Below are 23430 nucleotides of genomic sequence, written 5' to 3' on the forward strand. Positions count from 1 at the left end.
CGCATGGAAACCCCGATCCGGTGCTCCCGTGGATTCTACCGCAACCGGCGGCGCGGCGGGGGGCGATTCGCCGGAATTTCCGATCTTGATAATGAACAAGGATTCCTTGTTCCGTTTCCGGGCGTTCGTGTCCACCCTTGACTTGCGCCTGGAATAGTAGAAAATAGGTGGGTTATTTTGCGAAAAGGAGTGTTTATGGCCACGACCCGAACGAACGGTTCCTACATTTTCACCTCTGAGTCTGTGACAGAGGGGCATCCGGACAAGGTGTGCGACTACATCGCCGATTCGGTCCTGGACGCCTATCTCGAAAAGGATCCGAAAAGCCGGGTCGCCTGTGAAGTCCTTTGCAAGGAAGACCTCGTCATCGTCGCTGGGGAGATCACCTCGTCCGCCCGGGTGGACCACGAGGCGGTCGCCCGGCAGGCCGTGCGCGAAATCGGCTACCTCGACCCGTCGACCCCGTTCAATGCCGACGGCCTCAAGGTCCAGCAGTACGTGACCCGGCAGTCGCCGGAGATTTCCCAGGGGGTCGACGTCGATACCAACCTGGAAGCGGACCAGGGCGCGGGGGACCAGGGGATCATGTTCGGGTATGCGGCCGACGAGTCCCCCGAACTGATGCCCCTGCCGATCCTCCTGGCCCACCGCCTGGCCCGGGGCCTGGCCGAAGACCGCCACAGCGGGAAATGCGCCTGGCTGCGCCCCGACGGCAAGACCCAGGTTTCGATCCGCTACGAGAACGACAGGCCGGTGGCCATCACCGACGTCATCGTCTCGCCGCAGCACAACCCCTCCATTTCCAGGGAGGGGATCATCGCCTACGTGAAGGAAGACCTCGCCCCGCGGATCCTGGGCGAGTGGTTCTCAAAGGACATCCGCTTCCACGTGAACCCCACGGGGAGCTTCATCCTGGGCGGGCCCTCGGCCGACGCCGGCGTGACCGGGCGCAAGATCATCGTGGACACCTACGGCGGGGCGGGACGGCACGGCGGCGGCGCCTTCAGCGGAAAGGACCCCTCGAAGGTCGACCGCAGCGGCGCCTACTTCTGCCGCTACATCGCCCGGCAGATTATCCGGCAGGGGATGGCGCGCCGCGCCGAGATCCAGATCTCCTACGGCATCGGGATGGCCCGGCCCCTCTCGGTCAAGGTCGACACCTTCGGGACCGGCGACGACATCGCCGCGGCCGAGTACGTGAAGACGCTCGATTTCCGGCCGGTGGCCATCATCGAACGCTTCCAGCTGCTGCGCCCGATCTACCGGAAGACGACGAATTACGGTCATTTCGGCAAGGCGGGCCTGCCCTGGGAAGAATAATCAGGGTTTAGGAAGAAAAGTCATACCTGCAGGGTAAGGACGGCCGCCCCGTCGAGGCGGCCGTCGCGCAGCCGGGCCAGCGCCTCGTTGGCCTCTTCGAGCGGGAAGGTCTCCACCTCCGTCACCACCGGCACCTTCGGGGCGAGGGCGAAAAACTCCTCGCCGTCGCGGCGTGTGAGGTTGGCCACCGAGCGCACCACCCGCTCCTCCCACAGCAGCGCGTAGGGGAAGGCGGGGATGTCGCTCATGTAGATCCCCCCGCAGACGACGGTCCCCCCCTTGACGACGGCCGCGAGCGCCGCCGGCAGCAGCGGCCCCACCGGGGCGAAAATCAGGGCGGCGTCGAGCGGTTCCGGCGGCGCTTCCAGCGAACTCCCCGCCCACACCGCCCCCAGCCGGAGCGCGAACTGCTGCGCGCGCACGTCGCCGGGGCGGGTGAAGGCGTAGACCCGCCTCCCCTGCCAGGCGGCGACCTGGGTGACGATATGGGCCGCCCCCCCGAAGCCGTAGATCCCGATCGTTTCCGCCCCTTCCCCCGCCATGGTGTAGGTCCGGTAGCCGATCAGGCCCGCGCAGAGCAGCGGTGCGGCGTCCGCGTCGCCGTACCCTTCGGGGATCGCAAAACAGTAGCGCGCCTCGGCGGCCGCGTACTCGGCGTACCCGCCGTCGAGGGTGTAGCCGGTGAACCCCGGCGCGTCGCAGAGATTCTCCCGCCCCGAGCGGCAGAAGCGGCAGCGCCGGCAGGTGCGCCCGAGCCAGGGGACGCCGACGCGGTCCCCGATCCTGAAGGGGCCCGCATCCCGGCCGGCGGCGACGACGGTGCCGACGATCTCGTGCCCGGGGATGACGGGGAGCTTCGGTTCGGGCAGTTCGCCGTCCACCAGGTGCAGGTCGGTCCGGCAGACCCCGCAGGCCCGCACCCGGACCAGCAGGCCGCCGGGGCCGGGGCGGGGGACCGGGACCCGGGCGGGGCGCAGGCCGAGGCCGGGGGCCTCCAGCACCATCGCCTTCATGGTCTCGGGGATGTCCATCGGCAATGCCTCACTCGGTGCGCGGACCGTCGTTCTTCTGCAGCCCGGCGAGCGTCTCCTCGATCTGCACGAGTTCCTCCTCGGTCGCGTAGCGCCGGGCCCGGTGGAGCGAGGCGATGGCGGCGGGCGTGTCCCCCTCCATGGCGTCGATGAGGCCCAGGTTGAAATGGGCGCCCGCGCTGCACGGCTCGATCGCCGCGGCGAAGTCGTAATGCAGGCGGGCCAGCCGGAGGTCCCCCGCCTCGAAGTAGATGTGGCCCAGGTTGAAATGGGACTCGAAATGGCGCGCGTCGTGCTGCAGGGAGCGGGTGAAATGGTCGAACGCCCTGGGGATGTTGTTCTTCTCGTACGCCATGATCCCCAGGTTGCAGTAGGCGTCCGCCACGCACTCCCCCTCCTCGATGGCGCGCCGGTACATCGCGGGCGCGCGCGGGTCGTTCTGCTCGTGCAGGATCAGCGCCTCCTCGAAGGGGCTCATCCGGACCGGGAGCGGGATCAGCATCCCCCCCCTTTCGGGGAAGAGGTTGAGCTGGCCGTTCAGTTCCGCCTCGATCTGGCGCATGCTCAGGCCGCGGCTGCGCAGTTCGCGCGCGCGGCGGAAGCGGGTGAGGGCGTGGAAATCGAAGCGCAGTTCCCCCGTCTCGTCGGGCTCGGCCGCCCGCACCATCCCCTCGCGCGTCCAGCGCCGGATGAAATGCTCGCTCAGCCCGAACTGGCGGCTGATCTCGCGCACGGTGTAGGTCGACTGCACGCGCTCGAGCTTTTTCGACGCGCCGCCGCCGGGAAACGAAACAATCACGCTCATACGCATCCTGCCCAGGGCTTGGTCTCGCGGAGTCGGCGGGATCGCCTTTTCACACATTCTTTATATCATTTTGCCGCCTCGGTGAAAATGATCCATTCCTCTCGCCGGGGCCGCCCGGGAAAAAGGAAGAAGGAGGAAACGGACGACGGTCGGGCGAAACAATGCATTCGAAGGATTTGAAATCCCCCGTTTTTTGGTGTACACATATAGGTGTAAAGGCGGAAGGTGAAAAAGCGCGATCTGGAATCGATGCTGAAAGCGCTGGGATGGCGCCTGCTGCGCGAGGGCGGTGGTCACGAGATATGGACGAACGGCGAAATGACCGAGCCGGTTCCCAGGCACCGTGAGATTGAGGAGCGGCTGGCATCAAAAATCATCCGGAAGGCCAAAGCTTTTCCGGGCGGGGGGGGTCAGGCGTGAAATTCGAGGGGCGGGTCTGGAAGGAACGGGGGACCCGGCACTGGCTGGTCGAGGTCCCCATCCTGGACGTGATGACGCAGGGCAGCACGAAGGCGGACGCCTTCCGCATGATTGCGGACGCCATCGAGGAGCTGGTGGGCCGGAAGGGGTTCAAAGTGAGCGTGTACCCGCGCGGGGATGGGAGTTTCACCGTCGGGTCGGATCGGGAGTCGGAGTGGATCGCGCTGATGCTGCGGAGGCAGAGGGAGGCCCACCATCTTACCCTGGCTGAAGTCGCGCGGCGGCTGGGGCAGAAATCCCCCAATGCCTACGCGCGCTACGAACAGGGGAGGAGCCGTCCCACGGTGGCGAAGCTTGAGGAACTCCTGAAGGCCATCGATCCGGGACTCGAGCCGGTGCTGAAAATCGCATGACGGGCGCGGCCGGAAGCGCCGCCGGAGAGGCGGCGCTTCCGTGAGGGATCAGTCCTCTTCCCGGGCGGGCTTGATCTTCTTGATCCGCTTCTGTTCCTTCTCGTAGCGCTCCTCGCGCGCCTCCCGGATGTCACGCACCTGCTCCTCCTCCTTCTCGTCCGCCAGCTTGCGCACGTTGCGCAGGGAATCCTTCAGTTCCTGCGTCATCTCCTGGAACCGTTCGACGGTGCGGATGACGTGGGGCGTGATCAGGATGATGAGCTCCGTGCGGTGGTTCTTCCGGACGGTGGCGCCGAAGAGGCTGCCGAGGATGGGGATGTCGGAGAGGAAGGGGATCCCGCCGCGCGACACGTCGTTCTTGTCGCGGATGAGTCCGGCGATGGCCACCGTCTCCCCGTCCTTGACCGAGAGGGTCGTCATGACGTTGGTCTTGGAGAAGGTGGGGGCCGTCTGGCCGTCGCCGAACTCCACGCCGGCGCCGATGCTGCTGACCTCCTGGGTGATGTCCAGGGTCACCGACCCGGAGGCCGAGATGCGGGGGACGACGATGAGCGAAATGCCGGTGTCGCGGTACTGGACGTTGGTGGTGCTCCCCGAGGTGGTGGTGAAGCTCCCGGCCGGGTAGGGGATCTCGCTCCCCACGATGATGCTCGCCTGGGTGCCGTCGAGCGCGAGCACGGACGGGGCCTCCAGGATCTTTACCCGGGTCTTGGTGCGCAGGGCCTCCAGCGCGAGCATGATCTGGCGCGAGTTGCCGACGAAGGCGAAGGTGTTGGCCGACAGCTTGCCCGAGGTGGGGCTGATGCCGCCCGTCGTCAGGTTCCCCTCGGTGCGGGCCTGCAGCTCGGCGTTCACCCCGAAGCTCAAATCGTCGGTCAGATCGACCTCGAAGATCCGGGCGTCGATGATGGCCTGGCGCGGGAGCACGTCCATTTTCTTGATGGTTTCGGAGATGTAGGCGTAGTCGGCGGGGGTGGACTGGATGATGAGGGAGTTGTTGATGTCGTCGACCACCAGGCGGACGATGTCCTGGAGCCCGCTGAAGGTGCCCCCCCGCAGGATCTGGGACGTGATCGAGCGCGAGACGTTGAGCTGGGGGCCGAGCCTCTGGGAGCTCCCGAAGGAGCCGCTCCCCATGTACCCGTCGTCGTACCCCCCGGAGCCGAAGCCCTGGCCGCCGGTCAGGGAACCCTGGCTTCCGGTCAGGTTTGAGGAGGACCCGAACGCGCTCTGCCTGGAGGAGGAGGACCCGAACCCCTGGGCCCCCTGCTGCTGCGTCGTCCCGGCCGCCGGCTGGGACATCTCGACCGAGGACGATTCCTCGCCGCCGAACAGGGCCGCGACCATCATGGCGATGTTGGAGGCGGTCGAATTCTGGACGACGTAGACGAAGGTCTGGAATTTCTTCCCCGAGGTGGCGTCCAGCTCCCGGATCCAGCGCTTGACCTCCTCCAGCCCCCTCCTGGTGCTGGCCATGACGAAGATGGTGTTCATGCGGTCGAGCGAGGCGAAGGAGATCCCCGTGGCCTCATCCTTGCCGCCGCTCCCGAAGATCTTGGCGAGGTCCTCCGCCACGTCCGCCGAGGAGTTGTTTTCGACCTTGACCAGTTCCACCAGGTCGGGGTCGAGGTAGCTGCTGTCGAGCATCCGGATGATCTGGAGCACCTTCGCGGCGCTGTCGGAGTAGTCGGTCATGATCAGCATGTTCAGCCGCTCGTAGGGCATGATCACGCCCCCTTCGGTCATGAAGAGCTTGATCGGTTCGATCAGGTCCTTGACCGGCACGAACTCGGCGCGGATGACGTGCGTCATCAGCCGTGGGCCGGAGCCTTCGGCCCCCGGCGCGGCCGGGGGAACCGCCAGGATCGCCCCGGGGGCGCCGGAGGCGTCGGGCTGCGCCTCGGGCGCTTCCGCGGGTGCGGGCTCCGGGAGCTGTTCGATGATGTCGACGCCGCTTTTCAGGGCCGAGGAAATGGGGACGATCTGGTAGATTCCCCTCTGCTCGATGAGGGCCGCGTTCTTGCTCTTGAGGATCAGGTTGAAGAGGGGGAAGATATCCTCCCGCGCCATCGGGGAGGCGCTCACGAGGTTCACGTTCCCCCGGACGTCCGAATCGATCACGATGGGCGTCAGCCCGAGGATGGCGCCCACCTGGTTGACGAAATCGTAGAGGGGGAGGTTGTCGAAATTGAGCGTGACCTTCTGGCCCCCCGAGTAACGGATCCTCGAGGCCTCGGGCACCGGAGCCGAGGGCGGGCTGGGGGGGGCGGTCTCGACGGGGGCCGCTGCGGCGGGGGCCGCGGGGGTCTCGGCCGCCGCCGGCCGGGTCCGCTGCATCTGCTGGCGCAGGCGCTCGATCGCCTCCCTGCGCTGGCTTTCCGTCGTGGGGGGGCGGCCCGGTTCCTGCACCGCCCAGCCCGCGGAATGGAGGGCGCCCAGGATCAGCGACGCGCAGATAACAACCGTGAAACTCCAGGATCTCCCGATGCGTGTGGCCATTTAAGCTTTCCTCTCTCTGAGAGCGTCTCCATGCACATTCAGTACGGCGTCCGTTCCGGGACGTCCGCCGGTCAGTTCCTCTCCGGCCGGACGATGTCGCCGAACGGGGTCCGGATGACGCGGCTCCCCCCCGGGCCCGGCGGCGGCGCCGGAGGCTGCGCCGGCTCCTGCGGGGTGCCCGGCTCCTGCGGCGGCACGACCGCCGGCCGCCCCGCGACCGCTCCCGGCAGGGCGATCGTCTGCGTCCGGGTCTGGGGCGCCGGCGCCGCGGCCGGGGGGGCGGCCGTCCTTGCAGGGGCCCCGCCCCCCGCGGTCTGCACCGTGATCGGGGCGCCGCCCGTGGCGCCGCCGCTCCCGAAGGAGACGACGCGGGTGGACAGGATCGGGGTCTTCCCCGCCTGGGTCCCCTTCGAACCCTCGTGCAGGGGGATGATCTCCCGGCGCGCGCCGTTTTCGAGCACGATGTGGCCGGGCTCGATCTCCGTGATCCGGTACCCGCGGTAGACATCCCCGATCCGCTTCGACTCGGCGCGTCTCCCCTCGCGGGCGGGCGTCCCGGGATCATAGATGAGGGCCCGGCGCAGGTCCCCCGCGATGGTGACCCCTACCAGGATCGGCTTCTGCTGCATCTGCAGCGTCGCCGGGGAGGCGGCCTCCTGCGACTCCTCGAGGCCGCGGGTGTCGGAAAAAACGGTCCTTTCGGGGATCACGGCGAAATCGGCGGGACTGGGCGCACCCTCCGGTTCCGGCGTGACCGCCGCCTGCGCCCGCGCCTCCGGCCTGCCCTGCGCGGCGGGCTGGATCCCGGCCGGGTCGTGGTCGGCGAGGAAGCGGAGGAACGAGGCCCGGAGCTGCCAGCCGAGCAGCAGCGCCAGGGCCATCAACAGCACATTGATCGCGATCCACCTTTTAGCCATACTCGGTTCCTATCGCCCCGGCCCCGGGGCCGGGGGAGCGGGGGAGGCGAGAAGAGGGGCGGACGCGGCGGTAAGTTCCGCCGGCGCCGGGCTCCGGGTGCCGATGTAGCCCGTGACGGTCAGGCTGGGCCGGATCTCGTATCTCCGCTGATTGCGAAAGCTGTTGATCACCAGCTCCTCGACCTTGAGAAACGTATCGTAATTTTCGATGGCGGTCAAAAAGTTCACCAGCTCCTCGAGGTCGCACCGCGTCTCGATGCGGACCGACACCCGGGTGATATCGGGGCTGTCGGCGAGCGCCCGCTCGGGGAGGGTGTTCTTCTGGATGATCTCCACCCCGCTCTGGTCCGCGAAGTTTTTCAGCGCCTGCTGCAGTTCGGCGCTCGCCACGCTCGAGTTGTCGCCGGGAAGGAGGCGCGTCCGCAACTGCGCGAGGCGCCGGCCGTGCTGCTGTACCAGCCGCCGCGAGGTTTCCTCGCCGAGGAGGACCTCGCGCTGCGCGGCGAGCGTCCGCTTCTTGAGTTCCACCTCCCCGGCGAGCCTCTCGCGGTTCGGCACCAGGGAGGAGAAGACGTAAAAGAGGCCGATCGCGATGGCGATGGCGGCGCCGGCGAGGAGGTACCTTTTTTCTCTGACGGTCAGCTTCACGGTGCGTTCTCCAGTTTCGCCTCGAAGGTGAATCGGTCTCTCCCCGTCTGCGTGTCGCGGTAGATCGTTCCCTTCTGGGCGACATCGCGCAGGAGCGGGGACCTTTCCAGCAGGGGGATCAGCTCCGAGGAGGACCCGCTGAGCCCCACCAGCTGAATGGTGCCGTCGCGGTTGCTGTAACTGGTCAGGAAGGTGTCGGAGGGGAGACCCAGGGTCAGCTGCTGCAAAATCTCGAGGTTCCGGTTCCGGGAGGAAAGGAGGGCTTCCATGGCCCCGGCCTTCCGCTCCAGCTCCTCCGCTTCCCGTTGGAGCGCCTGCACCCGGCCCACCGGTTCCCGGAGAGCTTCGATCTCCCTGTCGAGCGCGGAGGAGAGTACCCGGTTCTGCACCATCGGCCGCAGGGCCAGGGCCGCCAGCAGGAGGAGGATGACGCCCCCGAGGACGGCCGCCGGGATGTGGGCCCAGCGCATCCTCCGGAGCCGGATCTCCGGGGGGAGAAGGTTGACCCGGAGCGCCGGGCTGCCCGCGCTGCCGGTATGGGCCAGCCCCAGCGTCGCGGCGGCCTCCCGGAGGTGGCTCCGGGTTTCGAGAGGGGCGGAAATCCGGAGCGATTCCTCGAGCAGTTCGCTGTCCGGGATGCGGGCCCGGATCTCCTCGCGGAGCGCGGCGGAGGATTCCCCGGTCAGGACGACCCGGTCGATGGTGTCCCCGGGGCCGAGCCGCATCCTGGACAGGGCTTCGGAGACCTCGTCCACCAGCAGGTCTCCCCGGCTCCGGCCGTCCCCCCCGGGCGCTTCCCGGCTGTGGACGAGTTTCCCGCCGCGCAGCGCCAGGATCTCCAGGCTTCGGGTCCCGCAATCGGCCAGGAGGCAGGTCTTGTGGTCCGCCCCCTTCGTACCGGCCAGGAAGAGGTTGGCGAGCCCCATCGAAGCCGGGATCACCACCGCGGGGTGGAGTTCGAAGCCCGCCAGCAGGCGGAGGTAGCCGTCCACCACGCTTTTGCGGACCATGACCAGCATCACGGTGATCTTCCCGGCGCGGGCGCCGTCGTCGAGCGGGAGGTGGTCGAAATAGTAGCTTTCCTCGTCGGTCGGCGCATAGGACTGGACCTGGTAGGAGAGGACCTGGCGGAGGTCGTCCCTTACCTCGGCGGGGAGGTCGATCTCCCGCAGCAGCACCTCCCGGCGCGGAATCCCCAGCACGATGTTGTCCCTGCCGATCCCGCTCTCACGGAAGAACCGCTGGATCTCGCGCCGCACCTCGTCGGCGGGGCGGGTGGCGTAATCGGCGATGCGGGCGAAATGGGTGAAGGTCCCCCCGGAAAAGTTCCCCTCGAGCGAGGCGATCAGCAGGTCGTTTCCCCGCGGCTCGATTCCTATGCCGGTCTTCAGGTAGATCATGGCGCCGTGCTTTCGTAATCAGAGACGTTTTCGTTCCAGTACAGGGTCTGGTAAGGTTCGGTCGCTCCCGGGCTGAGACTGATTATAGTGCGGATGACCCTGCGCGCCTTACTATTTTCTTCACGCGCCGCCGCCGTGAGGGTGAAGACGCCGGTCTGGGCCGTCGTGAGCTGGGAGCCCCAGGTCCCGACCGGAAAGGGGATGGCGCTCCGCATCTCGGCCAAATCCCTGAAAGGGCTGATCTTCCGCTGTTCGTAGATCGCCCGGGCCGCATCCTCAGGCATCCCCGGGATGGACAGGAGCACCGGCAGGGGGGCGTAGTTGACGTTCACCTGGCTGCGCGTGGAATAGACGGTCAGAAGCCGCGCCAGGCCGAAGCGGACCACGGTGGCGCCGTCCGGCCCCTGCTCGTAGCGGCCGTAGAAATATTCCGGGGTGACGCCGCGCACCAGCAGGAGCTCCTCGGTCGTGTCGATCCTCCCGTTTTTCGCCCCGTAGGGGGGGTCGAGGGCCTGGTAATAGTCGTCTTCGGCCCCGTTGGTCCGGTGCGCGGTGTCCTGGTCCCTCCAGTCCAGGATCGATTCCAGGATGATGCCGGAGTCCGGCTGGGGGATTCCGGCCGCCTCGATCAGGGCGGCGAGCTGGGCTTCGGATACCGTGTTGACGTTGAGCTTGCCCGATTCGTCCTGGATCTCCACCTCGTAGACCCCGCCGGCGAAGGCCCCCTTGAGGATCCCCGCGTCGATCGGGTCGGGGAGCGCCGCGGTGGCCGCCTGCCGCACCGAGCGGTCGAGCCGTTTCGCCAGCAGGCGGTAAACGGCGGTTTCGATCCCGGCCCTGGCCACGAAGCCCGATCGTTCCAGCGACTGCGCGTTGCGCGCGGCGGTCACTTCCACGAAGCTCTCCCGGGCGAAACTCAGGGCGATCACCCCGAGCGCCGTCAGGATCCAGAGGAGCCCGATCAGGATGACGCCCCCCTGCGAGCGGGCGCGGCCGCCCGGGTCGAAGCCCGGGATCGATGGGGTCCAAAGGGTCTCCTTCATGGCTTATGGCCGTCCTCCCATGCCGCGCCTTCCGCCCCGTCTCCCGTCGGGCATCCCCTCCGGCATCCCCTCCGGGAATCTGCCCCGCGGCCCGCCCCGGATCCCCTCCGGCATCCCCTCCGGGAATCTGCCCCGCGGCCCGCCCCGGATCCCTTCCGGCATCCCCTCCGGCATTCTGCCCCGCGGCCCGCCCCGCATCCCACCCTGCGGACCGCCTTCCGTCGCGCCGCGAGGCCGGCCCCGCGCCCCCCGGCCCCCCGCGGCGAAGGGGTTCAGGACGGAAGAGGCCGTGAGGGTGTCACGGGCGCGGATGGGGATCACCATCTGCCGCCCGGCTCCCCCGCTCCCTGCTCCGGGGGACACCAGCGTCAGGCGGACGGCCGCGGGAAGGGTCCCCGACGCGCTCCCGTCCCACTCGGGCACCCACCGGGCCTCGTCCCCCTCCCGGCCGGGGTCGAAATATTCGAACACGCACTCGGCGAGGCCGTTGAAGAGCGCACTCCCCTCCGGCGGCGCCTCCGGATCGACCTCCCCCCCGGTATAGCGCCTCTCCCCGGCGACGAGGGCCACCGTCCCGCCGTCGTCCGGCACCGCCCGGTAGGCGGCGAGCGTCAGCCCGGGGCTCTCGAAAAAGCGGCGCGAGCTGAGGCTCACGAACATGAGCCCCTCGCTCGTCCCGTAAAACACCGGGGAAGGGGCGGCCGGCTGCGGGCCGGTCGACTGCGTGCCGGTCGCCTGCGCCTGGAGGGGGTAGGCGGACGCTATCTGCTTCCGGGTGGTGTCGAGGAGATACCGGTGCGCCTGGCCGGCCTCGATCCGGGCGGTGCCCGTGGACCAGGAGCGGAGGCTGATGCTGAAGGCGGCCCACAGCGCCGCGGCCATCAGGGCCACGAGCGTGAGGGCGACGATGAGCTCCAGCAGCGTGAAGCCCGATTCGGTGCGTGTCCCTTCCGATCGCTCTTCCTTCATCTCTTTCACTGCGGCTCCGGTCCGGCGGGGAGGCTCTCCCCGGCGGTGGACACCAGCTTGAGGGTTTCGAGCCCGAAATCGGGGGTCCCCGACCCGGGGGGGAACATCTCCACCCGGTAGCGCAGGAGGCGCGACCCCAGGCGCTCGAGCGCCGCGGCGTCCGTCCCCTCGGGCAGCTCGGGCAGGTACTCCTCCACCTGGACCGACCAGCGGGTGCCGTCCTCGAAATCGCCCGTAAACGCCGTCGCCGCCCGGATGTTCCCGTCGAGCAGCGCCAGTTCCATGACGGTCCGCGCATGCTCCACGACGCGGGCGCGGGACTGCACCTTGCGGATGTTTCCCAGCGAGCCCGAAATCAGCGACAGGGTCAGCGACACCCCGACGGCCAGGACCGTCAGCGTCACCACGACTTCGAGCAGGGTGAACCCCTCGGCGCCGCGCGTCCGGCGGTTCATGGGAAGGCCTCCAGGGGGCCGGTCTCGATGCGGGCCCCTCCGCGCGCGGGATCGGAGACGATGCGCAGGCGCGACCCGGTGCGCGACCGCAGCACGACCTGGGCCCCCTCGAAACTCCCGTTGGGCATGAAGCGCACGACCATCCCCCCGTCATGGATCTCCCGCTCCCCGAGCGCCAGGCGTTCGATGGCGACCTCCCCGGGGAGGGTGTAGCGGCCCGCCTCCCTCCCCGCGGAGTCCGCGAGGACCAGTTCCCCCCTCTCCCGGTCGATGGCGAGGCGGAGGCCGATCTGCTCGGTGACGGCCTTCTCCCGCGCGTGCCGGAAGGTGTTGAGGACGTCGCGCGCCGAGGCGCGCAGCGCCACGGCCGCCGACCCCCGGGTGAAGGAGGGGTAGGAGACGGCCATCGCCGCCGCCAGGATGACGAGCACCACGATGAGCTCGATCAGGGTGAACCCCCGCTCCCCCTCGTCCCCGTTCCCCGGCCTATTTCCAGCTGGTGATGTCATCGTCGGTTCCTTCAGCCCCGTCCGCTCCGAAGGAGAAGAGATCGAAATCGCCGTGCAGGCCCGGGCTGCGGTAGGTGTACGGGCGGTCCCAGGGGTCCCGGGGCACCCCCTTGGTCAGGTAGGGGCCCTTCCAGGTGTCTATGCCGCCCGGGTTCTGCACCAGGGCCTGCAGCCCCTCGCCCGTGTCGGGGAAGCGGCCGATTTCGAAGGCGAACAGGTTCAGCGCCTGCTCCAGCTCGTTGATCTGGATGATGGCGATCTGGTCCTTGCTCTTGGCCAGCTTGTCGTACACTTTCGGCCCCACCACCGCGGCCAGCAGGCCGAGGATCACCAGGACGACGATCAGCTCGATGAGGGACCACCCCGATTCCGGTCCCGGCCTCTTCACTCTTCCCCGCATGTCACCCTCCCTGTCGTTGCCTCGCCCGGCGCGGCGTCACAAAGGAATGTCGTTGATGCTGAAAATGGCCAGCAGCATGGAGACCACGATGGTCCCGATGATGAGGCCCATCAGCAGGATGAGCGCCGGTTCGAAGAACGAGATGATTCGCTTGATGCTCGTGCGGACGTCGACGTCGTAGACGTTGGCGACCTCGACGAGCATGGCGTCCAGCTTCCCCGATTCCTCCCCCACCTCCACGAGGTGCATGGCCAGGGGGGGGAAGACGCCGCTCTGCTTCATCGGCTGGGCGATTCCTTCACCCTTCTTGATGCCGTTGCGGATCGGGTCGATCATCCTGGCGATGCTCCGGTTGCCGACGACGTCGCGCACTATGGTCATCGCCTGCAGCAGCGGCACCCCGCCGTGGAGCAGGGTCCCCAGGGTGCGGGAGAAGCGGGCCACCTCCATCTTGCGGAGCACGGTGCCGACCAGGGGGATCCTGAGCAGCCGGCGGTCCCACCGGGTCCGCCCCTCCTCGCCGGCTCGGAACTTCCGCAGCCACCAGACGGAGGCGACGGCCGCGAGCACCCCCACCCACCAGTATCCGGAGACCAGGTTCCCCAGGCCGCCGAGGATGGCCAGCGGCAGCGGGGGGGGCACCCCCATGTCCCGGAAGATGCCGGCGAACCGGGGGACCACGAAGAGGGTCAGGATGGTCACGCTCACCAGCCCCACCGCCGACAGGAGCGCGGGGTAGATCATGGCGCCGAGGATGTAGGAGCGGAGTTCCGCCCCCGATTCCAGGTAGTCGGCCAGCCGGGCGAGGATTTCGTCGAGCGCCCCCCCGGTTTCCCCCGCCTTCACCATGCTGACGTACACCTTCGGGAACACTTCCGGGTGCCGGGCCAGCCCTTCCGAGAACGATCTCCCCCCCTTGACCTCCCGGAGCACCCCCTGGATCACCTCGGCCATGGCCGGGCTCTCGGCGAGCTGGCCGAGGATGGCCAGGCTGCGGTCGAGGGGGAACCCCGCGTGGACGAGGGTGCGGAGCTCGGAGGTGAACAGGAGCAGGTCCCTGGAACGGAGGCGGCGCGTTTTCCAGGGCCATTCCACCTCGCGCGCCAGGACCGATGGGCGCGTCGCGGCCCCGATGCGGATGGGGAGCATTCCCATCTCCTGGAGCTTCAGGGCGACGCTCCCGTCGTCGGCGGCCTCCATGGAGCCCTCGACGATCTTCCCCTCCATCGTGCTGGCGCGGTAGCTGTATGCCGGCATAGATCCCCCTGCTTACGGGCCGGCCGCGGGGGCGGCGGGCCGGAAGGTCATGCTTCCTCCTGGGTGACGCGGAGCACCTCGGCGATGCTCGTGATCCCGCGGCGCACCTTGAGCCAGCCGTCCTCCCGGAGCGACCGCATGCCGTTTTCGAGCGCCTTCTTCCGGATCTGGCCGGCGTCCGCCTTCCCGATCGTCATCTTGCGGATCTCGTCGCTGATCTCCATCAGCTCGTAGATCCCCATCCGGCCGATGAAACCGGTGTTGCTGCAGCGTTCGCACCCGCGCCCCTCGTAGAAGCGGTCGGGCACCCCCGGGACGCCGCCCGGGCGGAACCCGATCTCCTCCAGCACCTCGGGCACCGGGTGGATCTCGGTCCTGCAGTGGGGGCAGATGACGCGCACCAGGCGCTGCGCCAGCACGCCCAGGAGGGAGGAGGCGATCAGGTAATCCTCCGCCCCCATGTCGATCAGGCGGGTGATGGCGCTCGGCGCGTCGTTGGTGTGCAGGGTCGAGAAGACCAGGTGCCCCGTCAGCGCCGCCCGGATGGCGATCTCGGCCGTCTCCAGGTCGCGGATCTCCCCGACCATGATGACGTCGGGGTCCTGGCGCACGATGTGGCGCAGGCCGGCGCCGAAGGTCAGCCCGATCTGCGGGTTCACGTGGATCTGGTTCACCCCCTCGATCTGGTATTCGATCGGGTCCTCGATGGTGATGATCTTCTTGTCGGGGAGGTTGATGGTGGAGAGCGCACTGTACAGGGTCGTGGTCTTGCCGCTCCCGGTCGGCCCCGTCACCAGGAAGATCCCGTGCGGGCGGCGGATGAGGGCCTCGAACGCGTGGAGGGCGTCCTCGGGGAAGCCGAGCCGGCGGATGTCGTACAGGTCGGTGTTGCTCTTGTCGAGGATGCGCATCACCACGCTCTCCCCGTAGAGGGTGGGGAGGGTGGAGACGCGCAGGTCGATCTCCTTCCCGAGAACCTTGAGCTTGATCCTGCCGTCCTGGGGGAGCCGCCGCTCGGCGATGTTGAGCCGGGCCATGATCTTGATCCGGCTGATGACGGCGGCCTTCAGCTTTTTCGGCGGGGATTCGACGTCGTGGAGGATACCGTCGATCCGGTAGCGCACCTTGAGGTCCTTTTCGAACGGCTCGATGTGGATGTCGCTGGCGCGGCTCTCGATCGCCCGGGAGATCAGCAGGTTGACCAGCCGGATGACGGGGGCCTCGCTCGCCAGGTCCTTCAGCTGCTCGATGTCGTCGATCTCGTCGGAGAGGTTTTCGATCTCCCCCTCGTCGATCCCCTCGATGATCCTCCCCAGGGTGCTGGCGGAGGACCCGTAGTAGTTCTCGAGCGCGTCCAGGATCTCGCTCTCGGCCCCCAGCAGCGGCCGCAGCTCGTATCCCGTCGCCTGCCGGACGGCGTCGAGGGTCGCGCCGTCGAGCGGGTCGGCCATCGACAGGGCCAGGCAGCCGTTTTCCAGGCCGACCGGGACGAAGCGGCACTGCTTCATGAACCGGAAGGCGAGCACCCCGTCGAGCACCGGCACCTTCGGGTAGTCGGCGGCGGAGACCGCGGGGACGCCGATCTGTTCGCTCACCACGGCGAGGCAGTCCTTCTCGGAAACGTAGCCGAGATCGACCAGGAGCTTGCCCAGTTTTTCACGCGATTCCGCCTGCAGCCCGAGGGCCGTCCGCAGTTCCTCCGCGTCGATGAGGCCGCGTTCCAGGAAAACCTGCCCGATGAGGTTCTTTGATTTGAGAGTTTCGATCCTGATGCTCACCGATAGTCACCCGTTCTGATGCCGGAGATGGCCGTCGCCGCGCTCTTCCCCGTCGCCGCTCGGATCCCGGCCGGATCCCGGGGCCTGCGGACGGGCGCGGCCGCATGCGGATCCCGGGGGACCGACACGGTCGGGGGATCGCATCGTCCCCAAGCATACATCCGCAGGGGCGCCGGGCGCCAGCGAAGTTATCTCCTTCCGGTCCCGGGGCGCTCCCTTACAGCTCGGTGCGGTAGTTCGGCGCTTCCTTGGTCACCAGCACGTCGTGGACGTGGCTTTCCCGGAGACCGAAGGAGGTGATGCGGATGAACCGGGCCTTTTTCTGAAGGTCCTCGATGCTGCGGCAGCCGCAGTATCCCATCCCCGCGCGCAGCCCGCCGGTCAGCTGGGGGATCATGACCTCCACGCTCCCCTTGAACGGGACCATCCCCTCGATCCCCTCCGGAACCAGCTTCCCCTCGAAGAACGCCCCCTCCTGGCCGTAGCGGTCGCGGCTCCCCGCCTTCATGGCTTCGAGCGAACCCATGCCGCGGTAGACCTTGTAGCTGCGGTTCTGGTACAGGACCGCCTCGCCGGGGCTTTCGTCGGTCCCCGCGAAGAGGGAGCCGATCATCACGGAATCCCCCCCGGCGGCCAGCGCCTTGGAGATGTCGCCCGAGAACTTGATCCCCCCGTCGGCGATGATGGGGACCCCCGATTTGTGGGCCGCCCGGGAGCATTCCATGATGGCCGTGATCTGCGGCACCCCGGCGCCGCTGACGACGCGGGTGGTGCAGATCGAACCGGGGCCCATCCCCACCTTCACGGCGTCCACCCCGGCCTTGATGAGGGCGGCGGTCCCCTCGGCGGTGGCGACGTTGCCGGCGACGAGGTCGATGTCGGGCAGCCGTTTCTTGACCTGCCGGGCGGCCTCGATGACGCGGGCGGAATGGCCGTGGGCGGTGTCGATGAAGAGGACGTCCACCCCCGCCTTGCCCAGCGCCGCGGCCCGGTCCATGAAGTCGCCGGTGGCGCCGATGCCGGCGCCGACGCGCAGCCGTCCCAGCTTGTCCTTGCACGCGTTCGGGTAGGCGATCTTCTTCTGGATGTCCTTCACCGTGATCAGCCCCTTGAGCCGGTACTTGCTGTCCACGACCGGGAGCTTCTCAACCCGGTGGCGGTGCAGGATGCTCTCGGCCTCCTCCAGCGTCGTCCCCACCGGGACGGTGATGAGGTTTTCCTTGGTCATCAGTTCGGAGATCTTGATGTTGAGGCGGGTCTCGAAGCGCAGGTCGCGGTTGGTCAGGATGCCGACGAGCTTGCCGCTGGAGGTGATGGGGAGCCCCGAGATCTTGTAGTGCTTCATCGCCTCGACCGCTTCGTGGATCTTCTGGTCGGGGGACATGGTGATGGGGTTGACGATCATCCCGCTCTCGGAGCGCTTGACCCGGTCCACCTCCTCCGCCTGCTTTTCGATCGTCATGTTCTTGTGGATGACGCCGATCCCCCCCTGCTGGGCCATGGCGATGGCCATCCGGGAATCGGTCACCGTGTCCATGGCCGCGCTCAGGAGCGGGATGTTCAGGCGGATGTTCCGGGTCAGGAGGGTGGAAATCTCCACCTCCGAGGGGAGGAGGTCGCTGTAGGCGGGCTCCAGCAGGACATCGTCGAACGTAAGGGCTTCCTTGATCTCGATTTCTTTAACCATAGGCTCACCGGCTTGTAGGTAATGAAGTTACGGACAGCTACGCACCATGACACTTTTTGTACTTCTTGCCGCTCCCGCAGGGGCAGGGGTCGTTGCGCCCCACCTTGGCCATCTCCCTCCTGGCGGAGACCACGGGGGCGTCGGTCCCGGCGCTGTAGACCAGGTTCTGCTGTTTCTGCTCCTGCTCGAGCCGGCGGCGCGCCTCCGCGCGCTCCCGCTCCCGGGCGTCGTGCTCCTCCCGGCTGATCGGCTCGAAAAGGTAGAGGAAGCGGATGGTCTCCTCCTCGATCCTCGTCCGGAGCGCCTCGAACATGTTGAAGCTCTCCTTCTTGTACTCGATCAGCGGGTCGCGCTGCCCGTACCCCCGCAGCCCGATCCCCTCCTTGAGGTGGTCGAGGGACCAGAGGTGGTCCTTCCACTGCATGTCGAGCACCTGCAGCATGATCATCCGCTCCTGGAACCGCAGGTACTCCGGCCCCAGGCGCTTCTCCTTCTCCTCGTACAGGGAGCGGACCCTGTCGGTGAGAGCGCCGGCCAGGGCCTCGTAGGCCGCCTGGCGGAGGTCGATCCCCAGCTCGTTCATGTTCAGGCCGAACTGGTTCCCCACCGCGACGCGCAACCCCTCCAGGTCCCAGGTGTCGGGAGGCTTTTCGCGCGGGGCGAAACCGTCGAGCATGTCCACGAGGATGTCCTGGGCGAGCTGCAGGATGTAGTCCCGCTGGTCCACCCCTTCGAGCAGGTCGCGGCGGATGGCGTAGATGGCCTCCCGCTGCTTGTTCATCACGTCGTCGTACTCGAGCAGGTGCTTGCGGATCTCGAAGTTGCGCGCCTCCACCTGCTTCTGGGCCCGCTCGATCTGGCGCGTGATGAGCTTGCTCTCGATCGGGACCCCCTCCTCCATCCCGAGCGACTGCATGATGCCCGAGATGCGGTCGCTGGCGAAGATGCGCATGAGGTCGTCTTCGAGCGAGAGGTAGAAGCGGGAGGTCCCGGGGTCCCCCTGCCGCCCCGAACGGCCGCGCAGCTGGTTGTCGATGCGGCGCGACTCGTGCCGCTCGGTGCCGAGGATGTGCAGCCCCCCCACCCCGAGGACCTCCTCCCGTTCCCGGGGGCAAACCTCGTCCCAGTGCCGCCGGATCGTCTCGATCTCCTCGGGCGGGACCTGGGCCGGGTCCTTCCCCTTCTCCCGCAACGACTGCAGGGTGAGGAATTCGGGGTTCCCCCCGAGCAGGATGTCGGTCCCGCGGCCGGCCATGTTGGTGGCGATCGTCACCGCCTTCCTGCGGCCGGCCTGCGCGACGATCTCGGCCTCCTTGGCGTGGTACTTGGCGTTGAGGACGACGTGGGGGATCGACTGCCTCTTCAGCAGGGAGCTCAGCTTCTCCGACTTCTCGATGGAGATGGTGCCTACGAGCACCGGGCGCCCCTTCCCGTACAGCTCCTTGATCTCCTCGACGACGGCGTTGTACTTCTCGCGCTCGGTCCGGTAGACGACGTCGCGGTATTCCTCGCGGATGAGGGGCCGGTTGGTCGGGATGACGTTGACCTCGAGCTTGTAGATCTTGTAGAACTCCGCCGCCTCGGTCTCCGCGGTCCCCGTCATTCCCGCCAGCTTCTTGTACATCCGGAAGTAGTTCTGGAAGGTGATGGTGGCCAGGGTCTGGTTCTCGCGCTCGATCTTGACGTTTTCCTTGGCCTCCAGCGCCTGGTGCAGCCCGTCGCTGTAGCGGCGCCCCGGCATCAGCCGGCCGGTGAATTCGTCCACGATGACGACTTCGCCGTCCTTGACCATGTAGTCGACGTCGCGCTTGAAAAGGAGATGGGCCTTCAGGGCCTGGTAGGTGTGGTGGACCCAGTCCATGTTCTGCGGTTCGAAGAGGTTCCCCACCGCCAGCAGCTTCTCGGCCTTCTCCACCCCCTCCTCGGTCAGGTTGACCGTGCGGGCCTTTTCGTCGATCTGGAAGTCGATGTCGCGCTGGAGCCTGGGGACGATGCGGTCCACCTTGAAGTACTTGTCGGTCGACTCCTCGGCCGGCCCCGAGATGATCAGCGGCGTCCGCGCCTCGTCGATGAGGATGGAGTCGACCTCGTCGACGATGGCGTAGTGGAACCCGCGCTGGACGCAGTCCGACAGGTCGTACTTCATGTTGTCGCGCAGGTAGTCGAAGCCCAGCTCGTTGTTCGTGCCGTAGGTGATGTCGGCGGCGTAGGCCGTCTTGCGCTCCTGGTCGGTGAGGGGGTGCCGGATGCAGTCGACCGTCAGGCCGAGGGCGCGGTAGATCTTCCCCATCCACTCGGAGTCGCGCCCGGCGAGGTAGTCGTTGACGGTGACGATGTGGACCCCTTTCCCCTCCAGCGCGTTCAGGTAGGCCGGCAGGGTGGCCACCAGGGTCTTTCCCTCCCCCGTCTTCATCTCGGCGATCTTGCCGCGGTGGAGTACGACGCCGCCGACGAGCTGCACGTCGAAATGGCGCATGGCGAGCGTCCGCCTGGACACCTCCCGTACGGCGGCGAACGCCTCGGGGAGCAGGTCGTCCAGCGTCTCCCCCGCGCCGAGCCGCTCCCGGAACCGGGGGGTCAGCTCCCGGAGCTCCCCGTCCGACCGGGCGGCCATCTCCGGTTCGAGCGCGTTGATGCGCCCGACGATGGGGGCTATCTCCTTCAGGTCCCGGTCGTTTTTGCTGCCGACGATTTTGGTGAGGATCGAACTGAACATTGGAGACACTCTCCAGAGGGTATAAATCGTGCAATCTATCAGATAGCGGCAGGCGAGTCAATGCGCCCCGGGAGGGCGGGGGGCGGGTTTGGGCTTGACAGGGGCGCGAGGAGTGACGGATGTTTGAGGCATGATCGATACCATCAGGGCGGCCGTGGCCGACAGCCTCGAACTTCAAAAATCCTTTTTCCGCGACCGCGCGGACCTGGTCGCCCAGGTGGCCGGGGAGATCGCGCGCGCCTTCGCGGCGGGAAACAAGGTGATGCTCTTCGGTAACGGCGGCAGCGCGGCCGACGCGCAGCACCTGGCGGCCGAGTGGGTCGGCCGCTTCCGCCGGGAGCGCCCGCCGCTTCCGGCCCTCGCCCTGGGCACCGATCCCGCCATCGTGACCGCGGTGGGGAACGACTACGGGTTCGAGCAGGTGTTCGCCCGGCAGCTGCGGGCCCTGGGGCGGGCGGGGGACGTCGCCGTGGCGCTCTCCACCAGCGGCCGCTCGCCCGACGTGCTCGCGGCGGTGGACGCGGCCCTCGAGATGGGGCTGGTGACCGTCGGCCTGACCGGCGGCGGCGGGGGCGCTCTCGGCTCCCGGGTCCGCTATCACCTCAACGTGCCGCACCCGGTTCCGGCCCGGGTCCAGGAGGTGCATATCCTGATCGGGCACCTCCTGTGCCAGCTCACCGAGGACGCCCTCGCCCCGGAGGCCCGGGGCTGACGCCCGGCGGCATTCCTCGAGGCTACCGGGGGCCGGCCTCGATGTCCCCCCCGTCCTGGAGCCGAATCAGCATATCGAGGTTTCCCAGGAACTCCGCGAAACGGGGGTCCCCCCTCAGCGGCTCCAGGTCCGGTTCCCCCCGGATGGCGTCGGCGTCCGAAAACCCGAGCGCGACCGCCTGGCGCAGATGCCGGAGCGCCAGCTCCCTGTTCCCCTCCCGGGCGTAAAGGCGGGCCAGCGCGAACGCCCGCTCCCCGGGTGTGGTGCGCCCCCCCCTCGAGAGGCTCACGGCGCTGCCGCCGGAAAGCGCGAGGGGGTCCAGTTCGAGCGCCCTTGCCCACTGCTCCATCGCCCTGGGGACCTGGTTTTTCTCCAGGTAGAGGTTCCCGAGGTTGATGTAGAACGAGGGCTCCCGGCCGTCGAGCCGGATGGCCTTCTTGAGGTGCCGCTCGGCCCTTCCCAGCTTGTCCTTGAGAAAGTAGATGGAACCGAGGTTGTTGTACCCGTGGGCGAATTCGGGGTCGAGCTGCACGGCGCGCCGGAGCGCTTTCTCCGCCCGGTCGTAAAACCCGAGTTTGGCGTAGGCGATCCCGAGCCGGTTGGCGATCACCTCGTCGTTGGGGTTGTATTTGGAGCCCTCGAGATAGCGGATCAGGGCGGCGTAGTAGTCCTGCCGCCCGAAAGCCAGGTCCCCCTCCCTGAGGGCCAGCCGGGCGCGCTGCGCGTCCTCTTCCGACACGGGGACCCGGACCACGCGGGGGGCGCAGGCGCTTCCCCACAGGGCCGCAAGCAGCCCGAAGAGGAGCACCATCCCGTAGGCCCGGCCCGATGCGCGCATGCGGCCCTCCCGTCCTTCTTTAATTGTAGCAAATCGCGGCCCCCGCGGGGACGCCGGCGACGGCGCCCTTTTTCCCCCCGCCTGGTGTACAATCAAACCCAGGAAAACCGGCGGAAGGGGGGCGGTCATGGAAAAAGAGGACATCTCCCGATTCCTCAAGGGGATCGAGCTTTTCAAAAACCTCACCGACGAGGAGCTGCGCGACGTTGCCGCAGGCGTCCGGGAAAAGCGGTGCGTGCCGGGCGACCTCCTGTTCGGCGAGAACAGCCCGCGGGAGGACATCTTCGTCATCTACGAGGGTGAGGTGGAGCTGTTCAAAAACGACCCCTACGGGATCGAGGTGCGGCTGGCCCTGTTCGGGAAGGGGGATTTCATCGGCGAGGGGGTCTGGGAGGAGGATTCGCTCCATTCCACCTCCGCCCGGGCGGTGGGCCGGACGACGCTGCTGGACATCCACCGCGACCTCTTCCGGTCCAGCCCGGAGGCCACGCTGAAGATCCTGTCGAACATCACCCGCGTCATTTCCCGGCGCATGCGCAACGCCAACACCCGGATCCTCGGCTACACCGCGCAGTACGAGTCGGGCAACATGCGCATCGAACACGACCTGCTCGGCGACCGCGAGGTGCCCCGGGAGGCGTTTTACGGCATCCAGACTCTGCGGGCGGTGGAGAACTTCAACATTTCGGGGGTGACGCTCAGTTTCTTCCCCACGCTGATCGAGGCGCTGTCGATGGTGAAGGAGGCGGCGGCCGAGGCGAACTTCGAGCTGGGCCTGCTCGGGCAGGGACTCCGCGACGCCATCGTCGCCGCCTGCCGCGAGATCCAGAACGGAAAATACCACAACCAGTTCGTGGTCGACATGATCCAGGGGGGCGCGGGCACCTCGACCAACATGAACGCCAACGAGGTGATAGCCAACCGCGCCCTGGAACTCCTGGGGCGCGACAAGGGGGACTACGGCCACTGCCACCCGAACAACCACGTGAACCTGTCGCAGTCGACCAACGACGCCTACCCTACCGCGGTCAAGATCGCCCTCTACAATTCCAACCGGAAGCTGGTCGCGGTGCTCGGGACCCTGGTGGACGCCTTCGGGAAAAAAGGGGAGGAGTTCTCCCGGGTCCTCAAGATGGGGCGCACCCAGCTGCAGGACGCGGTCCCCATGACCCTGGGCCAGGAGTTCGAGGCCTACGCCGTGACGCTCGGGGAGGAGGTGGAGCGCCTCGAGCAGAACGCCCGGCTCTTCCTGGAAGTGAACATGGGGGCGACGGCCATCGGCACCGGCATCAACTCGGAGCCGGGCTATGCGGACAAGGTGACGGCCCACCTCGCGCGGATCACCGGCCTCGACATCGTCCTGGCCGAGAACCTGGTGGAGGCCACGCAGGACACCGGCGCGTTCGTGATGTACTCGTCCGCCGTGAAGCGGCTGGCGATCAAGCTGTCGAAGATCTCGAGCGACCTGCGCCTGCTCTCCTCGGGCCCGCGGGCGGGGATCAACGAGATCAACCTCCCGCCGATGCAGCCCGGCTCGTCGATCATGCCCGGCAAGGTCAACCCCGTCATCCCGGAGGTGGTCAACCAGATCGCCTTCAAGGTCATCGGCAACG

The 23430-nt window shown here is 67.8% G+C and carries 21 protein-coding genes; 5 read left to right on the forward strand and 16 right to left on the reverse strand.

The features are described 5' to 3' along the window. The first annotated feature begins 195 nt into the window (after positions 1-195). On the forward strand, positions 196-1320 hold the full coding sequence (locus GXY47_14435; protein NLV32341.1) for a methionine adenosyltransferase: 1125 nt from the start codon (positions 196-198) through the stop codon (positions 1318-1320). A 20-nt stretch (positions 1321-1340) separates the two neighbouring features. Here GXY47_14435 and GXY47_14440 read toward each other — a convergent pair whose 3' ends face one another. Together GXY47_14440 and GXY47_14445 are read right to left on the reverse strand one after the other, a co-directional pair. Beyond that, on the reverse strand, positions 1341-2333 hold the full coding sequence (locus GXY47_14440; protein ID NLV32342.1) for a zinc-dependent alcohol dehydrogenase family protein: 993 nt from the start codon (positions 2331-2333) through the stop codon (positions 1341-1343). 28 nt (positions 2334-2361) lie between these two features. Then, positions 2362-3156, reverse strand: coding sequence for a MerR family transcriptional regulator (locus tag GXY47_14445; GenBank protein NLV32343.1), 795 nt, complete (start codon positions 3154-3156; stop codon positions 2362-2364). A gap of 225 nt (positions 3157-3381) precedes the next feature. On the opposite strand from GXY47_14445, the gene GXY47_14450 reads away from it, so the two are divergent. Together GXY47_14450 and GXY47_14455 are read left to right on the forward strand one after the other, a co-directional pair. Further along, the gene (locus tag GXY47_14450) at positions 3382-3576 is read left to right on the forward strand and encodes a type II toxin-antitoxin system HicA family toxin (protein ID NLV32344.1); all 195 of its coding nucleotides are present in this window, start codon (positions 3382-3384) and stop codon (positions 3574-3576) included. After that, on the forward strand, positions 3573-3989 hold the full coding sequence (locus tag GXY47_14455) for a type II toxin-antitoxin system HicB family antitoxin (GenBank protein NLV32345.1): 417 nt from the start codon (positions 3573-3575) through the stop codon (positions 3987-3989). Before GXY47_14450 ends, GXY47_14455 begins: the two co-directional genes overlap by 4 nt. 48 nt (positions 3990-4037) lie before the next feature. Here GXY47_14455 and GXY47_14460 read toward each other — a convergent pair whose 3' ends face one another. From GXY47_14460 to secA, 13 genes are all read right to left on the reverse strand, one after another. Continuing rightward, positions 4038-6488, reverse strand: a complete 2451-nt coding sequence (locus GXY47_14460; protein NLV32346.1) for a hypothetical protein — start codon at positions 6486-6488, stop codon at positions 4038-4040. Positions 6489-6559: 71 nt separating this feature from the next. Next, complete coding sequence (locus tag GXY47_14465; protein NLV32347.1) at positions 6560-7405, reverse strand: hypothetical protein; 846 nt, start codon at positions 7403-7405, stop codon at positions 6560-6562. 9 nt (positions 7406-7414) lie between these two features. Next, positions 7415-8053 carry a hypothetical protein gene (locus GXY47_14470; GenBank protein NLV32348.1) on the reverse strand — a complete coding sequence of 213 codons (639 nt, stop codon included), beginning with the start codon at positions 8051-8053 and terminating at the stop codon, positions 7415-7417. Next, positions 8050-9453, reverse strand: a complete 1404-nt coding sequence (locus GXY47_14475) for a pilus assembly protein PilM (protein NLV32349.1) — start codon at positions 9451-9453, stop codon at positions 8050-8052. The genes GXY47_14470 and GXY47_14475 overlap by 4 nt, the downstream gene beginning before the upstream one ends. Next, positions 9450-10496 (reverse strand): general secretion pathway protein GspK, encoded by a 1047-nt coding sequence (locus GXY47_14480; GenBank protein ID NLV32350.1) that lies wholly within the window; start codon positions 10494-10496, stop codon positions 9450-9452. The genes GXY47_14475 and GXY47_14480 overlap by 4 nt, the downstream gene beginning before the upstream one ends. A 3-nt stretch (positions 10497-10499) precedes the next feature. Beyond that, positions 10500-11474, reverse strand: coding sequence for a prepilin-type N-terminal cleavage/methylation domain-containing protein (locus GXY47_14485; GenBank protein ID NLV32351.1), 975 nt, complete (start codon positions 11472-11474; stop codon positions 10500-10502). Beyond that, positions 11471-11920, reverse strand: coding sequence for a prepilin-type N-terminal cleavage/methylation domain-containing protein (locus tag GXY47_14490; protein NLV32352.1), 450 nt, complete (start codon positions 11918-11920; stop codon positions 11471-11473). Before GXY47_14490 ends, GXY47_14485 begins: the two co-directional genes overlap by 4 nt. Beyond that, positions 11917-12429, reverse strand: coding sequence for a prepilin-type N-terminal cleavage/methylation domain-containing protein (locus GXY47_14495; protein NLV32353.1), 513 nt, complete (start codon positions 12427-12429; stop codon positions 11917-11919). The genes GXY47_14490 and GXY47_14495 overlap by 4 nt, the downstream gene beginning before the upstream one ends. After that, positions 12407-12829 carry a type II secretion system major pseudopilin GspG gene (gspG, locus tag GXY47_14500; protein ID NLV32354.1) on the reverse strand — a complete coding sequence of 141 codons (423 nt, stop codon included), beginning with the start codon at positions 12827-12829 and terminating at the stop codon, positions 12407-12409. The genes GXY47_14495 and gspG overlap by 23 nt, the downstream gene beginning before the upstream one ends. A 36-nt stretch (positions 12830-12865) precedes the next feature. Further along, on the reverse strand, positions 12866-14086 hold the full coding sequence (locus tag GXY47_14505) for a type II secretion system F family protein (protein NLV32355.1): 1221 nt from the start codon (positions 14084-14086) through the stop codon (positions 12866-12868). Between the two features lie 47 nt (positions 14087-14133). Then, the gene (gspE, locus tag GXY47_14510) at positions 14134-15864 is read right to left on the reverse strand and encodes a type II secretion system ATPase GspE (GenBank protein ID NLV32356.1); all 1731 of its coding nucleotides are present in this window, start codon (positions 15862-15864) and stop codon (positions 14134-14136) included. 217 nt (positions 15865-16081) lie between these two features. Beyond that, positions 16082-17551 (reverse strand): IMP dehydrogenase, encoded by a 1470-nt coding sequence (guaB, locus tag GXY47_14515; GenBank protein ID NLV32357.1) that lies wholly within the window; start codon positions 17549-17551, stop codon positions 16082-16084. Between the two features lie 37 nt (positions 17552-17588). Then, positions 17589-20267, reverse strand: a complete 2679-nt coding sequence (secA, locus tag GXY47_14520) for a preprotein translocase subunit SecA (GenBank protein NLV32358.1) — start codon at positions 20265-20267, stop codon at positions 17589-17591. A gap of 130 nt (positions 20268-20397) precedes the next feature. On the opposite strand from secA, the gene GXY47_14525 reads away from it, so the two are divergent. Then, positions 20398-20979 (forward strand): SIS domain-containing protein, encoded by a 582-nt coding sequence (locus tag GXY47_14525; GenBank protein NLV32359.1) that lies wholly within the window; start codon positions 20398-20400, stop codon positions 20977-20979. A gap of 22 nt (positions 20980-21001) precedes the next feature. On the opposite strand, the gene GXY47_14530 is transcribed toward GXY47_14525, so the two are convergent. After that, positions 21002-21817 carry a tetratricopeptide repeat protein gene (locus tag GXY47_14530; GenBank protein ID NLV32360.1) on the reverse strand — a complete coding sequence of 272 codons (816 nt, stop codon included), beginning with the start codon at positions 21815-21817 and terminating at the stop codon, positions 21002-21004. 127 nt (positions 21818-21944) lie between these two features. On the opposite strand from GXY47_14530, the gene GXY47_14535 reads away from it, so the two are divergent. Continuing rightward, positions 21945-23430 (forward strand): aspartate ammonia-lyase (locus tag GXY47_14535; protein NLV32361.1); only part of this gene is annotated, 1486 nt, incomplete at its 3' end.

The sequence above is a fragment of the Acidobacteriota bacterium genome (genome assembly GCA_012729555.1).
In the GTDB taxonomy this organism is placed as follows: domain Bacteria; phylum Acidobacteriota; class UBA6911; order UBA6911; family UBA6911; genus UBA6911.

Coding starts and splice junctions, on each gene's coding strand:
- GXY47_14435 (NLV32341.1), top strand. CDS start 196: ATGGCCACGACCCGAACGAACGGTTCCTACATTTTCACCTCTGAGTCT.
- GXY47_14440 (NLV32342.1), bottom strand. CDS start 2,333: ATGAAGGCGATGGTGCTGGAGGCCCCCGGCCTCGGCCTGCGCCCCGCC.
- GXY47_14445 (NLV32343.1), bottom strand. CDS start 3,156: ATGAGCGTGATTGTTTCGTTTCCCGGCGGCGGCGCGTCGAAAAAGCTC.
- GXY47_14460 (NLV32346.1), bottom strand. CDS start 6,488: ATGGCCACACGCATCGGGAGATCCTGGAGTTTCACGGTTGTTATCTGC.
- GXY47_14465 (NLV32347.1), bottom strand. CDS start 7,405: ATGGCTAAAAGGTGGATCGCGATCAATGTGCTGTTGATGGCCCTGGCG.
- GXY47_14475 (NLV32349.1), bottom strand. CDS start 9,453: ATGATCTACCTGAAGACCGGCATAGGAATCGAGCCGCGGGGAAACGAC.
- GXY47_14480 (NLV32350.1), bottom strand. CDS start 10,496: ATGAAGGAGACCCTTTGGACCCCATCGATCCCGGGCTTCGACCCGGGC.
- GXY47_14490 (NLV32352.1), bottom strand. CDS start 11,920: ATGAACCGCCGGACGCGCGGCGCCGAGGGGTTCACCCTGCTCGAAGTC.
- GXY47_14495 (NLV32353.1), bottom strand. CDS start 12,429: ATGACATCACCAGCTGGAAATAGGCCGGGGAACGGGGACGAGGGGGAG.
- gspG (NLV32354.1), bottom strand. CDS start 12,829: ATGCGGGGAAGAGTGAAGAGGCCGGGACCGGAATCGGGGTGGTCCCTC.
- GXY47_14505 (NLV32355.1), bottom strand. CDS start 14,086: ATGCCGGCATACAGCTACCGCGCCAGCACGATGGAGGGGAAGATCGTC.
- guaB (NLV32357.1), bottom strand. CDS start 17,551: ATGGTTAAAGAAATCGAGATCAAGGAAGCCCTTACGTTCGACGATGTC.
- secA (NLV32358.1), bottom strand. CDS start 20,267: ATGTTCAGTTCGATCCTCACCAAAATCGTCGGCAGCAAAAACGACCGG.
- GXY47_14525 (NLV32359.1), top strand. CDS start 20,398: ATGATCGATACCATCAGGGCGGCCGTGGCCGACAGCCTCGAACTTCAA.
- GXY47_14530 (NLV32360.1), bottom strand. CDS start 21,817: ATGCGCGCATCGGGCCGGGCCTACGGGATGGTGCTCCTCTTCGGGCTG.